Here is a 20,170-nt window from a genome sequence, read left to right as displayed (position 1 = left end):
CTAATCAACGCGAGATGAGTGCAGTGGATTTACAACAGGGCTTCATCCTCACCCGCCACTGGCGTGATACGCCGGCCGGGACGCAGGTGGAGTTCTGGCTGGCCACCGACCACGGCCCGCGACATATCCGCTTGCCGCTGCAACCCTCGGTGGCGTTTATCCCGGCCGAGCAACGCGCCCAGGCCGAGGCGCTACTGGCCAATGAAAGCGGCGCTGAGCTGCGCCCGCTGGCACTCAAGGACTTTCACCAGCGCCAGGTGCTGGGCCTGTATTGCCAGCAGCATCGCCAGTTGATTGACCTCGACAAACGCCTGCGCCGCGCTGGCGTGACGGTGTACGAGGCCGATGTGCGCCCGCCGGAGCGCTACCTGATGGAGCGCTTTATTACCGCGCCGGTGCTGTTCGCCGGCACGCCTGATGCGAACGGCCTGCTGCTGGAAGCGCAGATCAAGCCCTGCGCGGACTACCGCCCCACCCTCAAGCTGGCCTCGCTGGATATCGAAACCAATGCCTTCGGCGAGCTGTACTCCATAGCCATCGAAGGTTGCGGCCAGCGCAACGTGTATATGCTCGGCCGCGCGCCCTACCAGCCGCCAGAGGTAGATTTTCAGCTGGAGTACTGCGTCAGCCGTGAGCAGTTGCTCGAACGCCTCAACCACTGGATGACGCAGCATGACCCGGACGCGATCATCGGCTGGAATGTGGTGCAGTTCGACCTGCGCGTGCTGCACGAACACGCGCGCAGCCTGGCCATCCCGCTGCGACTGGGGCGTGATGGCAGCGAGATGCAGTGGCGCGAGCATGGCAGCGGCAACGGCCACTTCTTCGCCGATGCGGCGGGCCGGCTGATTATTGATGGCATCGAAACACTGCGCTCGGCGACCTGGAGCTTTCCTTCATTCAGCCTGGAAAACGTCGCGCAAACCCTGCTCGGCGAGGGCAAGGACATCTCCACGCCCTACCAGCGCATGGACGAAATCGACCGCATGTTCCGCGAGGACAAACCCGCCCTGGCGCGCTACAACCTGCGCGACTGTGAGCTGGTGACGCGGATATTCGGCAAAACCGGCATCCTCGACTTCCTCTTGGAGCGCGCCACGGTTACCGGCCTGCCCGCCGACCGTAACGGCGGTTCGGTGGCGGCCTTCGAGCACCTGTATATGCCGCTGATGCACCGTCGCGGTTTTGTTGCGCCGAACCTCGGTGACAACCCGCCGCAAGCCAGCCCCGGCGGTTTTGTCATGGAATCCCAGCCAGGGCTATACGAGTCGGTGCTGGTGCTCGACTACAAGAGCCTGTATCCGTCGATTATTCGCAGCTTTCTGATCGACCCGGTGGGGCTGATCGAAGGCCTGCGCCAGCCGGATGACGCCCATTCGGTGCCGGGCTTTCGTGGTGCGCGCTTCTCGCGCAGCGAGCATTGCCTGCCAGCAATTGTCGAGCGCGTGTGGCAGGGCCGCGAAGCCGCCAAACGCGAGCACAACGCGCCGCTTTCGCAAGCGCTAAAGATCATCATGAACGCCTTCTACGGCGTGCTCGGCTCCAGCGGTTGCCGCTTCTTCGACACGCGCCTGGCCTCCTCCATCACCCTGCGCGGCCACGAGATCATGGCCCGCACCCGCGCGCTGATCGAGGCCGAAGGCTACGCGGTGATCTACGGCGACACCGACTCCACCTTTGTCTGGCTGCAACGCCTGCATGACGAAGCCGATGCAGCGCAGATCGGCCGCGCTCTGGTGGCCAAGGTCAATGCCTGGTGGGCTGAACATCTGCAGAGCGAGTACGGCCTGAGCAGCGCCCTGGAGTTGCAATACGAAACCCACTACAGCCGCTTTCTGATGCCGACTATTCGTGGCGCCGAAGAAGGCAGCAAAAAACGCTATGCCGGGATGATCAGCCGCGCCGACGGCAGCCACGAAATGGTCTACAAAGGCCTGGAAACCGTACGCAGCGACTGGTCGCCGCTGGCTCAGCAGTTTCAGCGCGAGCTGTATGAACGGATTTTCCTCAACCAGCCCTATCAGATGTATATCCGCGACTATGTCGAGCGCACCCTGAATGGCGAGCTGGATGAGCTGCTGGTCTACCGCAAGCGCTTACGTCGCACACTCACCGACTACGAGCGCAACGTACCGCCGCATGTGCGCGCCGCGCGCCTGGCCGACGAATACAACGCGGCGCACGGCCGGCCGCTGCAATACCAACGTGGCGGCTGGATCAGCTACGTGATCACCACCGCCGGCCCACAACCGCTGGAAGCACGTAATGCCGCCATCGATTACGACCACTACCTGACCCGCCAATTACAGCCGGTGGCCGACGCCATCCTGCCGTTTGTCGATGATGACTTTGTCACCTTGATTGGTGGGCAGTTAGGACTGTTCTAGACAACCCGCCGACCTAAACCACATTCAACCGTCAGGACGACACCCATGCTGCACACCCTCGCCGTCGCCAACTACCGCTCGATCAACAGTCTGGTGCTGCCGCTGGGCCCGCTCAACCTAGTTACCGGGGCCAATGGCAGCGGCAAGTCGAATCTCTATCGCGCACTACGCCTGCTAGCGGAAACCGCCCAGGGCGGCGTGGTCAATGCTCTGGCCCGTGAAGGCGGGCTGGACTCTACGTTCTGGGCCGGGCCGGAAACCATCAGCCGACGCATGCTCAGCGGCGAAGTCCCGGTGCAAGGCGGCCCGCGCAAAGAGGCCAAGCGCCTGCGCCTGGGTTTTGCCGGCGATGATTTCAGCTATGCCATTTCCCTCGGTTTGCCGGAACCGAGCCTGTCCGCCTTTGCCCTTGACCCGCAGATCAAGCGCGAATGCATCTGGGTCGGGGCCAGCTATCGCCCCGCCTCGCTACTGGTGGATCGCGCTGGGCCGATGGTACGCAGGCGCGAAGACCGCAGCTGGCAGGTCATGGCCCAGCACCTGCCGCTCTTCGATAGCCTGTTCGATCAGATCGGTAATGACCCGGCCTGCCCGGAAGTGTTTCAGCTGCGCGAACATATCCGCCGTTGGCGCTTCTACGATCACTTTCGCAGCGACGCCGAAGCCCCAGCACGCCTCCCGCAACTGGGCACCCGCACACCGGTACTGCACCACGACGGTCGCGACCTGGCGGCCGCGCTGCAGACCATTCGCGAAATCGGCGACCCGGCTGCCCTGGACACGGCAATCAGTGATGCCTTCCCCGGCGCACGGTTGCGCATCGATATACAGACCGGAGGACGCTTTGCCGTGGAGTTGCAACAAGAAGGATTGCTGCGACCCTTATCAGCCAGCGAACTGTCGGACGGCACCCTACGTTATCTGCTGCTGGTCGCCGCCCTGCTCACCCCAAGGCCACCCTCGCTGATGGTGCTGAACGAGCCGGAAACCAGCCTGCACCCCGACCTGCTGCCCGCCCTTGGCCGGCTGATCATCGCCGCCTCGCAGCACACCCAAGTCTGGGTGGTGTCCCACGCCAGCCGGCTGATCGCCACACTGGAACAGCACCCTGAGTGCAACGCCATCGTCCTGGAAAAACAGCTAGGGCAAACGGTGATCAAGGGTCAGGGCATGCTCGATGAACCGGCCTGGAAGTGGCCGAGTTAAGCCTTAGCGGCCAGTGCGGCCGCTGCCGACAGCACCTTGGGCTTACGAAACACCAGCACGTTACCCAACATCACCAGCACCAAGCCGAATAGCGCCGGGGCCGTCCATTGATAGCCTTCGACAAACACCGAAATATTCAACGCCACTACCGGGAACAGTACGGTGCAGTAAGCGGCGCGCTCCGGGCCCATACGCCCGACCAGGGTCAGGTAGGCGGTAAAGCCGATCACCGAACCGGGAATCGCTAGGTACAGCAGAGTGCCGATATAGCGGGTATTCCACTCGAAGCCGAACGGTGTACCACTGACCAGACAGATCGCCACCAGCATCAAAGCGCCATACAACATGCCCCAGGCGTTGGTGGTCAGCGGTTTGAGCCCGGCCTTCTGCTGCAGGCTGGAGAGCATATTGCCGGCGGAGAAGAACAGCGTACCCATCAGCGCCAGACCGATGCCCAACAGAGTTTCATGGCTGGCCTCCTGCCCGGCCAGCTCCGGCCAAAACAGCAAGGCCAAACCGCCCAAGCCCAACGCGCCGCCGACCAACACATTCGCGGCGATCTTTTGCTTAAAGAACAGCCGCGCGTTAATCGCATTCCACAGCGTTGCAGTGGAGAAAATCACCGCCACCAGCCCGCTGGGTATCCACTGGCTGGCGGTGTAGAAGCACATGAAATTCAGACAGAACAGGCACAGCCCCTGCACCAGGCAGATCAACTGGCCGCGCTTATCAACTTTTTGCAGACGACCGCTGAGTAGCAGAATGGCAAACAGCACCAGCGAGGCCAAGGCAAAGCGATAGGCAATCGAGGCGGCAATCGCCACTTCGCCCAGTTGCAGTTTGAGGGCGATCCAGGTGGTGCCCCAGATCAGTACGGTCAATAGATAGAGCGATAGGTTCATCAACAGACTCCCAATAGATGCTAAAGAGTCTGCGCCTGATCAGCCCTGCAACTCTTGCAAAAACTTGCGCTTTTGTATGTTCTGCCATCCCTGAATGCTATCGGGTCAGGCAAAGACCTGTAGGAGCGGCCTTGGCCGCGATACTTTTGGGTTGACGTCGATTCACGGGCATGGGACTAGGCGTCCCCACCGTTCCTACAAGGGCTGAGCCTGTCGATGCCGGGGCAAACCAATAGAAATCAGTGCCGCCAGCAGGACAAAGGCCGAGGACACCCACAAACATGCCTCCAGGCCATACGCCTGATACACCCAGCCCGAGAGTAGCGTGCCAATCAGTCGGCCGAGGGCGTTGGACATGTAATAGAAACCCACGTCCAGCGACACACCGTCCTCTTTGGCGTAGCTGACGATCAGATAGCTGTGCAGCGAAGAATTCACCGCAAACAGTGCGCCGAATATCAGCAGCCCGCCGAGCAAGGTCCACTGCGCCGATAACCCGCTGCTCAGACCAAGGGCGATAGCAGCTGGCACACCGGCCAGCACTGCCGCCCAAGCAAAGGCAGCGCGGCCATCCGGCAACTGGCCGCTGGCTTTGCTAGTGATGGCTGGGGCAAAGGACTGCACCATGCCGTAGCCAACCACCCAGGCAGCGAGAAAGCCGCCGACCATCCAGAAATCCCAACCAAACACGCTGGACAGGTAAACCGGCAGCGCTACCACAAACCATACATCGCGAGCGCCAAATAAGAACAAGCGTGCGGCCGAGAGAATATTGATCGCCCGACTCTTGGACAGAATGTCGCGAAACTTCGGCTTGGCCTTCGCCTTGCCCAGATCCTTTTTTAACAGCAGCAAACTGGCCAGCCAGACCAACGCCAGCACAGCGGCCATGGCCAGTACCGCGCCGCTAAAGCCGAGTAGCGCCAGCAGTGCACCGCCCATAAAGAAGCCAACGCCTTTCAGCGCATTCTTCGAACCGGTAAGAATCGCCACCCATTTGTACAAGGTGCCCTGCTGACTGTCCGGCACCAGCAATTTGATCGAGCTTTTCGCGCTCATCTTGTTCAGGTCTTTGGCGATACCAGACAAGGCCTGCGCGCCCATCACCCAGGGAATGGTCAGCCAGGCCGCCGGCACCGTGAGCATCAGCAAGGCCGCCACCTGCAGACCCAAGCCGATATTCATGGTGCGATTAAGCCCCAGCCGCGCACCCAGGTAGCCGCCGACGAGATTGGTGACCACGCCAAAAATCTCATAGAACAGAAACAGCGCGGCGATCTGCAGCGGCGTGTAAGCCAGGCTATGAAAATGCAGCACCACCAACATGCGCAGCGCGCCGTCAGTCAGGGTAAATGCCCAGTAATTTCCGGTAACCAACAGGTATTGGCGCACGTCGGGGGCGAGGCGAGATAAGGCGTGCATCGGGAGTTCCTGTTTACTACGAAGCTTGATGGGTATCGCCGAACTCAACCCATCCTACGGGGCTACAGACCAGGCCGTATGGTGGATGGCGCTTTATCCACCCACCAGACAACCACGGCGGATGAAAAAGGCGTCATCCACCCTACGGATCAATCAGCGGTACCGACCATCCTAGCCAACTCGACGGCGCGGTTGGCGTAACCCCATTCGTTGTCGTACCAGGCATACAGCTTCACCTGGGTGCCGTTGACCACCATGGTCGACAGCGCATCGATGATCGAGGAGCGCGGGTCGGTTCGGTAGTCGATGGACACCAGCGGCCGCTCCTCATAGCCGAGAATCCCAGCTAGCGGTCCAGCGGCGGCAGCTTTGAGCAAGGTATTGACCTCCTCCACCGTGGTGGTGCGTTCCACTTCAAACACGCAGTCAGTCAGCGAGGCGTTGGCCAGGGGTACGCGCACGGCATGGCCGTTCAGCTTGCCGCGCAGCTCGGGGAAGATCTCAGCAATCGCCGTCGCCGAGCCGGTGCTGGTGGGGATCAAGCTCATGCCCGAAGCGCGCGCACGGCGCAGATCCTTGTGCGGCTGGTCGAGGATGCTTTGGGTGTTAGTCAGGTCGTGGATTGTGGTGATCGAGCCGTGGCGGATGCCGAGGTTCTCGTGGATCACCTTGACCACCGGGGCCAGGCAGTTGGTGGTACAGGACGCCGCGGTGACGATGCGGTGCTGCGCCGGGTCGAACAGCTGCTGGTTAACACCCATGACGATATTCAGCGCGCCCGGCTCTTTGACCGGCGCACAGACCACCACGCGCTTAACGCCTTGATCGAGATAGGCCTGCAGCAACGCCACGGTCTTCATCTTGCCGCTGGCTTCGATGACCAAATCGCAACCGCTCCAGTCGGTCTCGCTGATGGATTTGTTAGCCGTGACCTGAATGCGCTTGCCGTCGATCACCACCGCATCGCCGTCGCTACCGGCCTCGTGCTGCCAGCGGCCATGCACCGAGTCGAAATTGAGCAAATGCGCATGGGTCGGCGCATCACCGGCCGGATCGTTGATCTGTACAAATTCGAATTCCGGCCAGCCCCAGGCGGCACGCAGCGCCAGGCGACCGATACGACCAAAACCGTTGATACCTACTTTGATAGTCATGAGGGTTGTACTCGCTGAATGATTAAACCGAACGCGGAGCAAACATGATGATTGCCATGCCAAGCAGGGCCACAGCGGCCCCGAGCAAATCCCAGTGGCTCGGACGAATGCCATCCACCAGCCACAGCCAGACAATCGCCGTCGCCACATAGACGCCGCCATAAGCGGCATACACCCGCCCAGTCGCCGTTGGATGCAAACTCAGCAGCCAGACAAACAAGGCCAACGACGCTGCGGCGGGCAGCAGCAACCAGATGCTTTTGCCCTGTTTAAGCCACAGGTACGGCAAGTAGCAGCCGAGTATTTCGGCCAGTGCAGTCAGGGCAAATAACCCCAGGGTATTGAGCATGCTTACCTCAATGATCTTGCAATAACGAGCAGCAACGAGCGACGACTCAACCACACAGGCTCTGTCGATCAGGGCGATTGCGCATGCGTTGCAGCTTGTCGGTATTGCCAGCCAGCCAGGTTTGGTTGGCCTGCAGCGTCACCTGCAGCAACTGCTGCGCCCACTCAGGGAGCTGCGGATGCAGGCGGTAATACACCCACTGGCCACGCCGCTGATCTTCCAGCAGCCCGCAGTTGCGCAGCTGCGCCAGGTGGCGGGAGATCTTCGGCTGGCTGTCCTCCAGCGCGGTGGTCAGCTCGCATACGCACAACTCGCCTTCGGCCGTAATCAGCAAGGTCATGCGCGCGCGGGTTTCATCCGCCAGGCATTTGAAAACAGTCGCGGGGGTCAAGGGTTCGAGCATGCTCACCTCTGCTGCTGTGCGCAGGCATCGCCGCGCCACAGAAATACGATTCGGCGAATATATTTAAATCCATATATCTTGTAAAACGAATATCCTGCTAACACCCAGCACGTTGTCAGTGCCGCCACTCAAGGACAGCAGATGCAATGGTTCACATGGCTGAATGACCAAGTACTGCGCATGGATTGGCTGGCCTGGCTGGTGCGTGCGCTGCTGGAGGACGGCTTCGGCATGGACATGGCCAGCCGCGTCGGTGCCAGCCTGCACTTCTTTATCTACGACGTGATCAAGATTTTCATCCTGCTCGCCGTGCTGATTTTCAGCATCTCCTGGGTGCAGAGTTATTTCCCGCCGGAACGTACCCGGCGCATTCTCGGCAACATGAGCGGCTTCAAGGCCAAACTCACCGGCGCGCTGCTGGGCACCATCACGCCCTTTTGTTCCTGTTCGTCGATCCCGCTGTTTATCGGCTTTACCAGCTCCGGCCTGCCGCTGGGCGTGACCTTTGCCTTTCTGATCTCCTCGCCACTGGTGGACCTGGCCTCGGTGATTCTGCTGGCGAGCATCTTCAATTGGTCGATTGCCATCGCCTACGTGCTGATCGGCCTGGTGCTGGCGGTGCTCGGCGGTACGCTGATCGGCCGGGCGAAGATGGAGCGCTATGTCGAAGCCTTTGTCATGCACAACCCGGTGCTCGACATCCCGCAAGAACAGCTGACGCGCCGCGATCGCGCGCAATTCGCCTGGGCGCAGGTCAGCGATATTTTCAGCCGCGTGTGGCTGTACGTCTTGATCGGCGTCGGCATTGGCGCGGCCATCCATAACTGGATTCCCGCCGGCTGGATCGAAGCGCTGCTAGGCCAGGAAAACTGGTGGTCGGTACCGCTGGCGACTGTGCTCGGCATCCCGATGTATGCCGATATTTTTGGCACCCTGCCGATTGCCGAAGCGCTGGTTGGCCAAGGCGTCGGCCTGGGTACGGCGCTGGCTTTTATGATGGCCGTCACCGCGCTGTCGCTGCCCTCGCTGATCATGCTCAAAAAAGTGGTCAAAGCGCCGCTGCTGGCGTTGTTCTTCGGCATCGTGGCGGTCGGCATTGTATTGATTGGCTACCTGTTCAACGCGTTCGCCTATCTGTTTATCTGACTGATGGAGCACAGCATGATCATTAAAATCCTCGGTTCCGGCTGTAAAAAATGCATCGCCTTGGGCGAGAACACTCAAGCGGCGCTGACCAACCTGGGCCGCGAGGCACAGATACTCAAGGTGACCGATATCGCCGAAATTGCCGCCCACGGCGTGATGTCGACTCCGGCGCTGGTGATTGACGACAAAGTGGTATCAGTCGGCAAAATTCTAAGCGCAAGCGATGTGGAGAAGCTGCTCAGCGCCTGACTCGTGCACCGCCTTGCACAATCTTGCGCTTTTCTACGCGCAGGGGCTGGCACAGCAAAACACCAGGAGTAGCATGGGGCGACGGAGGATTTATGTCGCAACTTGAGCACTTACAGGTTTTCCAAAGCATGCACAGCTCACCGCACACTCGCCTGCACCGCAGCGCCGAGTTGGGCGATGGGCTGGCTGCGGCTGTGTGGAGCAACCGCCACGATGCCCGCGACTATGAAGCCCCCAGCCACCACACGCTGTCCTGCTACCTGGCTGGCGGTACTGGCACCTTCCGCCGTGAAAGCCCGCACAACAAAGGCGCACCGGACAAGCTGTGCATCCTCCCGGCCGGACACCAATCGGCGTGGGTAATCAACGGTGAAATCCAGCTGGCGCACCTGTATATCAGCCAGGAACAGTTCGCCTTGGCGGCCGTCAACTTGCTGGACCGCGAACCGCGCGAGCTGGAGTTGCGCGAAGGCACCTTTCTCGATGATGCGCAGCAGGCCCAACGCTTTCGCCAGCTCAGCCAGCTGGATTGGCGTGAACCCGGCGAACGCATGCTCAGTAGCAGCCTGGCCCATGGCTTGATCAGCCATGCTCTGTTGTCCCAGGTCGGCCGGCGCGAAGGGCTGCGTTTGAAAGGGGGACTTGCACCCAGCCAGCGCCGGCGAGTACGCGAATTTATCCAGGCCAACCTCTGTGAGCCACTTAGCCTTGGCACCCTGGCCAGCTTGTGCGCACTCTCCGAGTACCACTTTGCCAGAATGTTCCAGCTCAGCTTTGGCGTACCACCCCATCGTTATGTGCTGGCGCAGCGCTTGCGCCATGGCCTGCATTTGTTGCAACACAGCCATTTGCCTCTGTCGGAAGTTGCTCTGGCCTGCGGCTTTGCCAGCGCCAGCCACTTCAACAACCGCTTCCGTCAGGCCTTCAGCGCCACACCGGGTCAGTACCGCGCCGCTTTACAGCGTCCATAGCGCGGACAGCTTTCGTCACGCAGGTGTTATCACGCCAGCCCATACCCAACCATCAACCTGCCAAGGTTGTTGCTGCCTGCGGCTGAAAACAGCCTGCTAATCCCGCGCTGCCTGTGCAAGAATCATCGGCTGCCTTCGAGAAAGCTGCCCATGCCACGATTCGCCTTTTCGCACACTGGGGGCCACTGATGCCCCTCGATATCCTGCATCTACGCCAGGAAGACTGGCGTGCGGAATTCGGCGTGGGAGATTTACAGCGCGGCCAGGGCTACGCCGCGCAAGGCCGCAGCCGCCTGCTTAGCCTCAAGGACAGCACCCTGCTCGCTAGCTGCAGGGGCTCTGGCGCGCAAACCTATCAGCAACGCATCACCCTCAATCATTACGGACAGGGCTGGGCTGTCAGCGGCAAATGCAGCTGCCCGGTAGGTTTCAACTGCAAGCACGTCGCCAGCGCCCTGCTCACCCTGCAAAGCCAACAGGAACAAGGGGTCGACCTCTCGCCGCTGATTGTCAGCAGTCCAGAGGCCCGCGAAGAACGTCTGGAGGGTCTGCAGCCGGCCGCAGTGCTGAGCCTCGGCAGCCTGGTGCGCGTGCATTTCGATGCACGCAAAGGCCGCATGCAGGAACAGACCCAGCACCGCGCCGCATTGGCCTTCGATTATCAGGGCCACCTGGCCTCGGGCAAAAGTGGCAAAGACCTGCTGATCAAGCAGAGCGCCCAGCACAGCCTGCGCATCGTGCGTGACATCAGCAGTGAAACCCAACTGCGCAAACGTCTGCAGCAGACCGGCCTGCAAGTGGCGCTGCGCCAAAGCGAAGCCCTGCCGGAAAGCGCGGGCGAAGCCTATGAACAACCCAATGACGGCGCCTGGCTGCAGTTTGTCCGCGAGCAATTGCCGCTGCTACGCGAGGAAGGCTGGCAAATCCGCATGCAGCCGGATTTTCAGTTCAATCTGACGCCAGTCGATGACTGGTACGCCGAGGTCGAGGAAGACCCCGAACAGAACTGGTTCGATCTGGAGCTGGGCATCGAGGTCGAAGGCCAGCGCATCAGCCTGCTGCCGATCCTGCTGCAGGCCATCCGCCGCGCGCCCTGGCTGCTCAATGGCGAAGCGTTGAACAAGCGCGATGATGATGAGGTGCTGCTGGTCAGCCTGCCGCATAACCACAAGCGCGTGGCTTTGCCGCTGGCGCGACTGAAACCGCTGCTGGCGACCCTCGGCGAACTGTTCGTGCGTGAGCCTGGCGAACCCAGCCAGCGCCTGCGCCTGTCGCGCCTGGATGCCGCACGGCTGAATCACCTGCAACAAGGACCAGCACTCAGCTGGCAAGGCGGCAGCCAGCTGCGCGACTTTGCCGAACGCCTGCAGCAGCTGGACAGCGCCACCCTACAAGCCCCCACGGGTCTGCAAGCGGAGCTGCGGCCCTATCAGCTACAAGGCCTGGCCTGGATGCAGGGGTTGGCCGAGCTGGAAGTCGGCGGCCTGCTGGCCGATGACATGGGCCTGGGCAAAACCCTGCAAACTCTCGGGCATATCCTCTGCGAGTTCAACGCCGGGCGTTTGCAGCAGCCGGCGCTGATCGTTATGCCCACCAGCCTGATTCCCAACTGGCAGGATGAAGCCGCGCGCTTCACCCCGCAGCTCAAAGTGCTGGCCCTGCACGGGCCGAAGCGCCGTGCGCTGTTCAAGCAGATCGCCGAGCACCAGATCATCCTCACCACCTACGCCCTGCTGCCCCGCGACCTCAAGGCGCTAAGCGCCTACAGCTACCGCCTGTTGATTCTCGATGAAGCACAAAACATCAAGAACCCGCGCAGCAAGGCCGCCGTCGCCGCCTCACAACTGCAGGCCGGCCAACGCCTGTGCCTGACCGGCACGCCGCTGGAGAATCACCTGGGCGAGCTGTGGTCGCTGTTCAACTTCCTCATGCCCGGCTGGCTGGGTGACAGCAAGAGTTTTACCCGCGACTACCGCACGCCGATCGAGAAGAACGCCAACCAGCAGCGTTTGACCCACCTGACCGGGCGGATCAAACCTTTTATTTTGCGGCGTACCAAGGAGCAGGTGGCCAGCGAGCTACCGCCGAAAACCGAGATCACCCAGTGGGTAGAACTCAGTGCGGCGCAACGCGACCGTTACGAAACCCTGCGCCTGGCCATGGATCAGAAGGTCCGTGCGGAAATCGCCCGCCAGGGCCTGGCCCGTAGCCAAATCGTGATTCTCGAAGCGTTGCTGCGTCTGCGCCAGGCCTGCTGCGACCTGCGCTTGCTCGGCGATGAAGGCGATAGCAACCTGACCAGCGCGGACTCCGGCAAGCTCAGCGGCCTGCTGGAAATGCTCGAAGAGTTGTTTGCCGAAGGCCGGCGGGTGCTGCTGTTCTCGCAATTCACCTCGATGCTGGCGCTGATCGAAGCTGAGCTGAAAGCGCGCAATATCCCCTACGCCAAGCTCACCGGCAGTACCCAGGATCGGCGCAGCCCGGTGCAGCAGTTCCAGGCCGGCGAGTTACCGATCTTCCTGATCAGCCTGAAAGCCGGTGGCGCGGGCCTGAACCTGACCGCGGCCGATACCGTGATCCACTTCGACCCCTGGTGGAACCCGGCCGCCGAAGCCCAGGCCAGCGACCGCGCCTACCGTATCGGCCAAGACAAGCCGGTGTTCGTCTACAAGCTGATCGCCCGTGGCAGCGTCGAAGAGAAGATCCAGCAGCTGCAGCAAGCCAAGGCCAGCTTGGCCCGCGGCGTGCTGGAAGGCGGCAGCCAGACCCAGCTGCAGCTCAGCGAAGACGACCTGCAGGCGCTGTTTGCCCCGCTAAGCGACTGACCCGGCTTTAATCGTCACTCTGCGTATCGTCTTTCTCAGCCGCATCGTCGGCCGAATTGCGTTTGCGTCGTTGACCGTCAGCCTGCACTGCCGGAAAGCGCGAGGAAGCGTAACGCACCACAAAAATCGCCAATGCCAACAGCAGAATCGCCCCGGAGACCATCACCACGCCCATGTCGGGTTTGTGGTTGTGCGAAATATCGGAAATCATCAGGCGGGTCAGCGCGGTAATCGCCACATAGATCATGAAGCGGATCGGCATGTGGTTGGTCTTGAAATAGATCCCCACCATCGCTGCCAATTCCAGGTAGATAAACAGCAGCAGGATATCGTCGACGGTGATCTGCCCCTTTTCCAACATGCCGAGAAATGCCATGACCGCCGCCCAGGCGGTGATCGCGCCGATGGCGAACAGCGCCAGGTAGTGGAACGCCTCCATCAACAGATTGCCCAGCGATTCCGCCAGCCCATGCATGCGCTCGCGCATCAGCTCGGCCCAGTTTGGCTTACCCATAAAAGCTCCTAATAGATCGAAAATGACGACAGCACCGCGCGTCATCATCTAACAGTGTCAGTAGAAGAAGCTTGCTGCGGGCGAAAAAGCACCTGCAACCGCCGCGCCATGCTAGCGACTGGCTGTTGCAGGCTGAAGAATCGGCTATGTTGTTAGCCGGCATGGCAATTGCTGCTGGCCAAATGCAGGCGAGTTCTTTATGCTCGCCACCACTGTACAAATAAACAGTTTATTGCAACCTATCAGCGTGAAGGCGTAGAGGTGATGAATGGCCGTCGAAGTGGTGTACCGCAGCAGCCGGGATTTGGAGCGTTTATTCATGGATAAAGCCGAAGCCGACCGTCATGACAAAATGCTCGAACTGGCCGAGCTGCTCACCGAGGTGCTGCAAAAAGCCGTGCCATCGCTGAATGAAGCCCAAGGTGAAGAGTTGGGGATTTATATGGCGAAGAACCGTGACATCTTCGCCAAAGCGTTCAAGAACCAGCCGGACGCCTTGAGTGAACTGAGCGAACCTGCTGCCGAGTAACCCCAGCAGCGATAAACAAAACCCCAGTCAGTGACTGGGGTTTTGTGTTTTTACCTCGCCAAACTCAGCCATACAGCAAGCGCTCAGCAATGGCATCTGCGACCCGCGCTGGCGAACGCTTATCGGCCTGAGCATGGCCGAAGATTTCGGTCAGGCGTCGGCTGATCTGCGTCAGGTGCGCGGTAATCGCCGATAACGGCTCTCCCTGATGCTTCAGCGCCACATAGATCAGGCCGCCAGCATTGATCACATAATCCGGCGCATAGAGAATCCCTCGCGCCTGCAGGCTGTCGGAGATATCCGCACTGGCCAGCTGATTGTTTGCCGCCCCCGCCACCGCCGAACAGCGCAGCTGGCCAACTGTTGTGTGGTTCAGCACGCCGCCCAGCCCGCACGGCGCGAGGATGTCGCACGGAGTAGCCAGTAGTGCCTCGCTGGCCACCGGCCGCGCGCCCAATTGCTCGACTGCCAGCTGTACGCGGCCATGATCCAGATCGCTGACCAGCAACTCGGCCCCCGCAGCATGCAGTTGCTCGGCCAGCGCATAACCGACATTGCCCAGCCCCTGAATCGCCACCCGCAAGCCTTCCAGGTTGTCACTGCCGAGGCGCGCCAGAGCGGTGGCGCGAATACCGGTAAACACCCCCAGCGCCGTATGCGGCGACGGATCGCCTTCGGCCGTGGTGCTGGTGACATGCTGGGTGTGCTGGGCGATGCAGTCCATATCGACGCTGGAGGTGCCACTGTCCATGGCAGTGATGTAGCGGCCGTTGAGGGTTTCGATAAAGCGCCCGAAGGCTTCAAACAGCGCGCCACGATTGTCGACATGCGCCGGGCGGATAATCACCGCCTTGCCGCCGCCCTGTTGCAGGCCGGCCAGCGCAGCCTTGTAGCTCATGCCCTTGGCCAGGCGCAGCACATCCTCAATGGCGCTTTGGCTGTCGGCGTAGGGTAGATAACGGCAGCCGCCCAGCGCGGGGCCGAGGCGACTGTTGTGAATGGCGATAATGGCCTGCAGACCGGTCAGCGGGTCTACGGCGAAGTGCAACGACTCCAGCCGGGCGGTTTCCATCATGGCAAACATGCTGTGGCTCCCGTACTGATTTGCACATCAGTATAGGCAGTGGCACTGCCGGCACCCGCCCAGTGGTCAGTTGCAACCGAGCGCCCACATAACAATCCACTGGACGAAGCCTCGGCGCTTGACTACAAAGCAGAGACATCGGGAGATTGCTATGACCCCACGCGCCGCCTGCCTTGCCTGTCTGGAGCAAAACCCGCCTGCGCTGTTCGAGGCGGCGCTGTGGATTGCCGTGGAGCACCAACCAACGCTGCAACCGGCCGAGGTGCTGCAACGGCTCAACGGTCTGCAGCAACAGGTCAGCCAGGGCCTGCCAAATCTGCCGCTGCAAGAACTGGCGCAACCACTGCTGCGCCGGCTGAGTGAGCTGGACTTTCATGAAGACGACGAACGCCCGCTCAGGCCAAGGGCAGCGCTGCTGGACCAGTTGTTATTGCGCCGCCGCGGCCAACCACTGTCCCTGGCCCTGCTCGCACTGGAGCTGGCCCGGCGCTTGGCGATTCCGCTACAGGGAGTGAATTTTCCGGGACATTTTCTGCTGCGCGTACCGGGCGCCGATCATCTACTCGACCCGTGCAGCGGCCGGCGTCTGTACACCCGCGAATGCCGCGAACTGCTGCAACGCCACCTAGGCCCGACTGCCGAATTGAGCGCCAGCCAGCTGCAGCCCTGCGATGCACGCAGTATGTTGCAGCGCCTATCACGCAACCTGCGGCAACTGCATCAACTGGATGATGACCCGCTGGCCGCGCTGCGCGATGCCGAGCGCGTGCTGTTGCTCGGCACACCGACCCTGCATGACCACCTGGCCCGCGCGGAGATTTATCAATTGCTCGATTGTCCGCAGGGTGAACGCTTCGACCTGCAATGCGCCCTGCTGCTCAGCGATGACCCGGCGCAGCACCTTCAGCTCAGCCAGCGTCTACGCCTGCTCAGCGCCAGCCCAGCGCTGCACTAGAAGAAGCCCAACGCCTTGGCCTTGGCCACCGCCTGAGTACGCCGTGCCACACCCAGCTTGCCGTTGATCCGGCGGGCGTGGGTTTTGACCGTATGCAGCGAGATAAACAGCTGCTCGGCCACCTCTTGATTCGAGCAACCCTGAGCGATCAAGCGCAACACCGCTATCTCGCGTTGGCTCAGCGCATTGGCGGTAGCAGGTTGTACCGGAGTGGCATCGCGAAGTGGTTTGGCCACCGAGAACCACAGGCAGTGATAAGCCAAACGTCGGCGCAGCACCTGTCCGGTTTCTCGTGCGTGCTCAGCCGCGGTTTTGTCGCCACACGCGGTACTGGCATCGGCATAAGCCAACCAGAGTTCACTGACAAGCGCCTGGCGCCCCTGGCTCAGGGCCTGCTCACGCAGGTGGCGCAGAGGCTCACGCACATCCTCACCCTGCGCCAAGTCCATTTGCAGCAACAACAGTTGCAGACGCGGAATAAGCTCAGGAAAGTTGGGCGTCGGTAGAATCGCCTCAACCCGCTGAGAATAAGCCAGCACCCGGCCAACAGCCATACGCGCACGCTCGTAGTGTCCCTGGGCAATCCACAGGTGGCTGCTGGCCAGCAGCAACGTGCCGCGATAGAGGGTTTCACTCACATGCTGGCGCTGCATCAACCGCTCGGCTCGCCCTAAATGGGCAAACGCTCCGGCAAAATCTCCCTGCCCCATGGCCAGCTCAGCCAGGCCGAGATAACCGTGAAACGCGCCAGGATCACCACAACTAAGCGCATGCTCAAGACCACGTGGGAAACCCTGTGCAGCCTCGTCGTGTCGCCCCTGGCGCAACTGCACACGTGCCAAACGCAGCTGAAGCCGTGCCAAAACCGGAGTATTACGCAGCGCGGCAGGATCTGTGGCCGTCAGTACCCGCTGTAGCAATGATTCGGCGCGGGCAAACTCCCCGCGAGCCTCCAGCAACAAGGCATGGTCAAGCTCCAGCAGCGCCTCAAACACTGCATTGCCGTGCAACCTCGCCTGTTTCAATGCCTCGAAGCTGAGCTTTTGTGCCAGCTCAAGATTACCTTCGCCAATGGCCACCAGTGTCAGCGCCGAGCGGCATAGCAGGGACTGCGCCCAAGCGCTTTCCGGCAACCCCTGTAATGCCTCAAGCAGATTACTGCGGGCACCGACCGCACAAACACGGCCATAGGCAATGATGCCCTGGATAGCCTGCCAATGAGCGAACAGCTCACGGGTACGCGCACCATCACTGCGCGGCTGAAACCTGGCCAACTGATCAATACAGGCCTGAGCCTCATCCAGACGACCGACTAGCAGTAAGACCCAGGCGTTTAACAAAATCAGCCTTGGCGTGCTACACAGCAGACTTTCTGGCAGCTCGCTGCGCCAACGCAGAATCAACGCCAGATCTTGCCCTTGTAGCACCTGCTCTTCGGTAAACCGCTCAAGAAAGCTGCCTGCCACTTCCAGCTGCCCGGCCAGCAACGCATGTTCCACGGCCGCCCGGATATCACCGTGGCTGGCAAACCACTGGCTGGCATGCACATGCAGGGCATTGCACGGGATATGCGACGTAAGGCTTCGCAGTAACCTGGCCAGTGGCGGAAACAGAACAAACCAGCCCTTGGCAGCCTCCAGCTCCTGAACAAATACACCGCGCTCGATCAACCCACGCAACCAGAGTGCCCCCTCCCCCACGCCAAACAGGTGGTCACACAGCGCCGGATTGAAGCGCGGCAGCTGTGCCAGATTCTGCAGCATCTGCAACAGCTCGACCGGGAGACCATGCAGCACTTCACGCTCAACGTACTCGCTAAGCAGCGGGTCGTGCTCAATATCCAGTGGCGCAGTCGCCGCCGCTGGCTCGACCTGGGCTGCCAATAGGCGCAAGCGCAATGCCGCCGGCCAGCCTTGGGTCAACCCATATAAATCATGTGCCCAATGGCTGCGCGCTGGATCGATTTGCTGCAACCAGGTAGCGACATCCGCTTCGCTGAAACACAGGTCACTCGGCCCAAGCTCCAACAACTCACCTTCCAGTAACAACCGCGACAAGTTGCAAGACGGACGCCCTCGACTACCGAGCCACCAGCAGACGCCCGCCGGCGTTACGCTGAGCAGTTGATTGAGGACATTATCGAGAGCGTTATTCGAGTGAGCCGGATAGTCGTTAAGCATGATCCACAGACGGCGCGGCTCATGGGCCAAGGCTGCCAGCAACTCGCTGGTAGTAAGCCCCGCCGAGTAACCGAGCAACTTGCCCAGCTGCTCGACGAACTGCTCTGCATGTATCTCGTCTGCACCACAATTGAGCCAAAGCAACTGGCAACCTTGCGGACACTCACGGGCACAATCGGCCAGTAACACAGTCTTGCCAAAACCGGCGGGGGCAATCAGCAGGCGGAGTCGACAGTCTTGCGCGAATAAGCGCTGCTGTAGGGTGAGGCGCGGGATATGCCCGGGTGGCGGGCGCTGCACGCTGCCGCCGGGAAGGGCTGCGACGCTCAGCGATAAAGGCGCTAATGCGTTCATGGCGGCTCGTTTTATTGTTCTACAGGAACCGGATCGTTACAGGCTAAACCCCATCGCCCGAGGTTCAAAGCTCTATCACGGCAGATGATGCTGGCCGATAAAAAAAGCGGCCCGAAGGCCGCCTAAATACGGAGTAACAGGTAACGCAGCCTACTTAACGTACGCCGGAGCTGCGCAGTGCGGCAGGAGTGTAGTCTGCAGCTGTCGCCTTGAAACCGAAGTTATAGGCTGACTTCTCTTCGTTTTTCATGCCCAGGGCCAAATAACGACCCGCCACCAAGTCATACAACGCTTCGAGGGTGTAGCCCGGTACCTGATGGTTGAAGTACTGCTGCGCATGGCCTTCGGCAACACGCCAGAGCTGGCCACGGCCGTCGTAATGATCAACCAGCGCAATCTGCCAGCTGTCCTCGTCGACATACATATGACGCTTGGCATAGATATGCCGCTCACCGCTCTTCAGCGTAGCCACCACTTCCCAAACCCGGTGCAGCTCGTAGCGAGTCAGATCCTGATTGATATGCCCGGCCTTGATCACGTCGTCGTATTTCAGCGACGGCGAATCAAGCTTGTAGCTGTTATAGGGAATGTACATTTCCTTCTTGCCGACCAACTGCCAGTCGTAGCGATCCGGAGCACCGGAGAACAAGTCGAAACTGTCTGCCGTACGCATGCCGTCAGCAGCGGTACCCGGCCCATCGTAGGCCACCTGCGGTGCGCGCCTTACGCGGCGCTGACCGGCGTTATAGATCCACGCCAAGCGCGGCTCTTTAACCTGATCGATGGTTTCGTGAACCAGCAGCACGTTACCGGCCAGACGTGATGGTGCAGTCACCCGCTGCTTGAAATACAGCAGCACATTACTGCCCTTGGCCGGATCAAGGTCGGGCATATCTGCCGGGAAGGCTACTTCGTCCTCGAACTTCACCAAGCTGTAAGAACCATTGGTTTGTGGTGTGGCCTGCGTAACCACTCGACGGGTGTTACCGCCGCGGTAACGGGTAATGTGATTCCAGATCACCTCAACACCAGTCTTGGGAATTGGAAAGGCGTAGTAGCGACTGGCATTAAAGTTCTGCAGGCCGTTACCACCATCAACCGGCGTGGTATTCAGCGCACTGACCTTGGCCGCATCACCAATCCTTGCAGGCACAGCAGTGGAGCGGTGAGTGGGGTAAACCGGAATCTTGTAGCTATCCGCGTAGCGCGTGAGCATGGCCATCTGGCCGGCTGATAGCTTGTCTTTGTATTGCTCAGCATTGGCTGCGGTAATGGTGAAGAGCGGTTGCTCGCTGGCATATGGGTCTGCGAGAAAGCCCTTGTCATCAACAGCCGCCGCGCTGGTAGAAAGGCCACCATCCCAGGCAGGAATACTGCCTTCGGCATTACCGGCCATTTCCCCGCCCAGTGGCGTCAAGCTGGTGCCCAACTGAGCCGCTTCTTGTTCAGACACTGCGGCCATTACGCTGCTGGCTAACAAAGTCAGCGCCAGCGCCCCTGCTTGCAGGATTCTTGTGTTTTTCATGGTGTACGGATCCTT

General features: G+C 60.7%; 17 protein-coding genes. 8 read left to right on the top strand and 9 right to left on the bottom strand.

The genetic code is table 11. From position 1 onward, the window contains the following. The first annotated feature begins 23 nt into the window (after positions 1-23). Positions 24-2,387 carry a DNA polymerase II gene (locus tag ACIGEK_RS08555; RefSeq protein ID WP_397493112.1) on the top strand — a complete coding sequence of 788 codons (2,364 nt, stop codon included), beginning with the start codon at positions 24-26 and terminating at the stop codon, positions 2,385-2,387. A gap of 45 nt (positions 2,388-2,432) precedes the next feature. After that, positions 2,433-3,593 carry an AAA family ATPase gene (locus ACIGEK_RS08550; RefSeq protein ID WP_397492868.1) on the top strand — a complete coding sequence of 387 codons (1,161 nt, stop codon included), beginning with the start codon at positions 2,433-2,435 and terminating at the stop codon, positions 3,591-3,593. Here the strand turns inward: ACIGEK_RS08550 and ACIGEK_RS08545 are convergent. From ACIGEK_RS08545 to ACIGEK_RS08525, 5 genes are all read right to left on the bottom strand, one after another. Beyond that, complete coding sequence (locus ACIGEK_RS08545) at positions 3,590-4,495, bottom strand: DMT family transporter (protein ID WP_397492867.1); 906 nt, start codon at positions 4,493-4,495, stop codon at positions 3,590-3,592. The genes ACIGEK_RS08550 and ACIGEK_RS08545 overlap by 4 nt on opposite strands. A gap of 195 nt (positions 4,496-4,690) precedes the next feature. Next, complete coding sequence (gene arsJ / locus ACIGEK_RS08540) at positions 4,691-5,917, bottom strand: organoarsenical effux MFS transporter ArsJ (RefSeq protein ID WP_397492866.1); 1,227 nt, start codon at positions 5,915-5,917, stop codon at positions 4,691-4,693. Between the two features lie 149 nt (positions 5,918-6,066). Beyond that, complete coding sequence (locus tag ACIGEK_RS08535) at positions 6,067-7,071, bottom strand: ArsJ-associated glyceraldehyde-3-phosphate dehydrogenase (RefSeq protein WP_397492865.1); 1,005 nt, start codon at positions 7,069-7,071, stop codon at positions 6,067-6,069. A 22-nt stretch (positions 7,072-7,093) separates the two neighbouring features. Then, positions 7,094-7,420, bottom strand: coding sequence for a YnfA family protein (locus ACIGEK_RS08530; protein WP_397492864.1), 327 nt, complete (start codon positions 7,418-7,420; stop codon positions 7,094-7,096). Between the two features lie 46 nt (positions 7,421-7,466). Then, positions 7,467-7,823, bottom strand: coding sequence for a metalloregulator ArsR/SmtB family transcription factor (locus ACIGEK_RS08525; RefSeq protein WP_397492863.1), 357 nt, complete (start codon positions 7,821-7,823; stop codon positions 7,467-7,469). Between the two features lie 141 nt (positions 7,824-7,964). On the opposite strand from ACIGEK_RS08525, the gene ACIGEK_RS08520 reads away from it, so the two are divergent. The 4 genes from ACIGEK_RS08520 to ACIGEK_RS08505 all read left to right on the top strand — a co-directional run bounded on the left by ACIGEK_RS08520 (position 7,965) and on the right by ACIGEK_RS08505 (position 13,014). Next, positions 7,965-8,969, top strand: a complete 1,005-nt coding sequence (locus ACIGEK_RS08520; RefSeq protein ID WP_397492862.1) for a permease — start codon at positions 7,965-7,967, stop codon at positions 8,967-8,969. 15 nt (positions 8,970-8,984) lie between these two features. After that, positions 8,985-9,218: a thioredoxin family protein gene (locus tag ACIGEK_RS08515; RefSeq protein ID WP_397492861.1), complete on the top strand. Its 234-nt coding sequence runs from the start codon at positions 8,985-8,987 to the stop codon at positions 9,216-9,218. 92 nt (positions 9,219-9,310) lie between these two features. Continuing rightward, positions 9,311-10,189, top strand: coding sequence for a helix-turn-helix domain-containing protein (locus ACIGEK_RS08510; protein WP_397492860.1), 879 nt, complete (start codon positions 9,311-9,313; stop codon positions 10,187-10,189). Positions 10,190-10,377: 188 nt separating this feature from the next. Further along, complete coding sequence (locus tag ACIGEK_RS08505; RefSeq protein ID WP_397492859.1) at positions 10,378-13,014, top strand: DEAD/DEAH box helicase; 2,637 nt, start codon at positions 10,378-10,380, stop codon at positions 13,012-13,014. A gap of 7 nt (positions 13,015-13,021) precedes the next feature. Here ACIGEK_RS08505 and ACIGEK_RS08500 read toward each other — a convergent pair whose 3' ends face one another. Next, complete coding sequence (locus ACIGEK_RS08500) at positions 13,022-13,528, bottom strand: phosphate-starvation-inducible protein PsiE (protein ID WP_397492858.1); 507 nt, start codon at positions 13,526-13,528, stop codon at positions 13,022-13,024. A 268-nt stretch (positions 13,529-13,796) separates the two neighbouring features. On the opposite strand from ACIGEK_RS08500, the gene ACIGEK_RS08495 reads away from it, so the two are divergent. Next, positions 13,797-14,057 carry a YebG family protein gene (locus ACIGEK_RS08495; protein WP_275960906.1) on the top strand — a complete coding sequence of 87 codons (261 nt, stop codon included), beginning with the start codon at positions 13,797-13,799 and terminating at the stop codon, positions 14,055-14,057. Positions 14,058-14,121: 64 nt separating this feature from the next. Here the strand turns inward: ACIGEK_RS08495 and ACIGEK_RS08490 are convergent, their stop codons facing one another. Beyond that, complete coding sequence (locus ACIGEK_RS08490; protein WP_397492857.1) at positions 14,122-15,141, bottom strand: Leu/Phe/Val dehydrogenase; 1,020 nt, start codon at positions 15,139-15,141, stop codon at positions 14,122-14,124. A gap of 151 nt (positions 15,142-15,292) precedes the next feature. Between ACIGEK_RS08490 and ACIGEK_RS08485 the strand changes: the two genes are divergently transcribed. Beyond that, positions 15,293-16,096, top strand: coding sequence for a transglutaminase family protein (locus ACIGEK_RS08485; RefSeq protein WP_397492856.1), 804 nt, complete (start codon positions 15,293-15,295; stop codon positions 16,094-16,096). Here the strand turns inward: ACIGEK_RS08485 and ACIGEK_RS08480 are convergent. Next, positions 16,093-18,630 carry a LuxR C-terminal-related transcriptional regulator gene (locus ACIGEK_RS08480; protein WP_397492855.1) on the bottom strand — a complete coding sequence of 846 codons (2,538 nt, stop codon included), beginning with the start codon at positions 18,628-18,630 and terminating at the stop codon, positions 16,093-16,095. The two genes, ACIGEK_RS08485 and ACIGEK_RS08480, sit on opposite strands and share 4 nt — an antisense overlap. A 154-nt stretch (positions 18,631-18,784) precedes the next feature. After that, a complete protein-coding gene (locus tag ACIGEK_RS08475) occupies positions 18,785-20,155 on the bottom strand; it encodes a DUF1329 domain-containing protein (protein ID WP_397492854.1) in 1,371 nt (456 codons plus the stop codon). Positions 20,156-20,170 lie beyond the last annotated feature (15 nt).

Source organism: Pseudomonas sp. NPDC079086, from assembly GCF_044542155.1.
Classification (GTDB): domain Bacteria; phylum Pseudomonadota; class Gammaproteobacteria; order Pseudomonadales; family Pseudomonadaceae; genus Aquipseudomonas.
The sequence above is the reverse complement of the archived record's forward strand: the minus strand, read 5'-3'. Positions and strand labels throughout refer to the sequence as shown.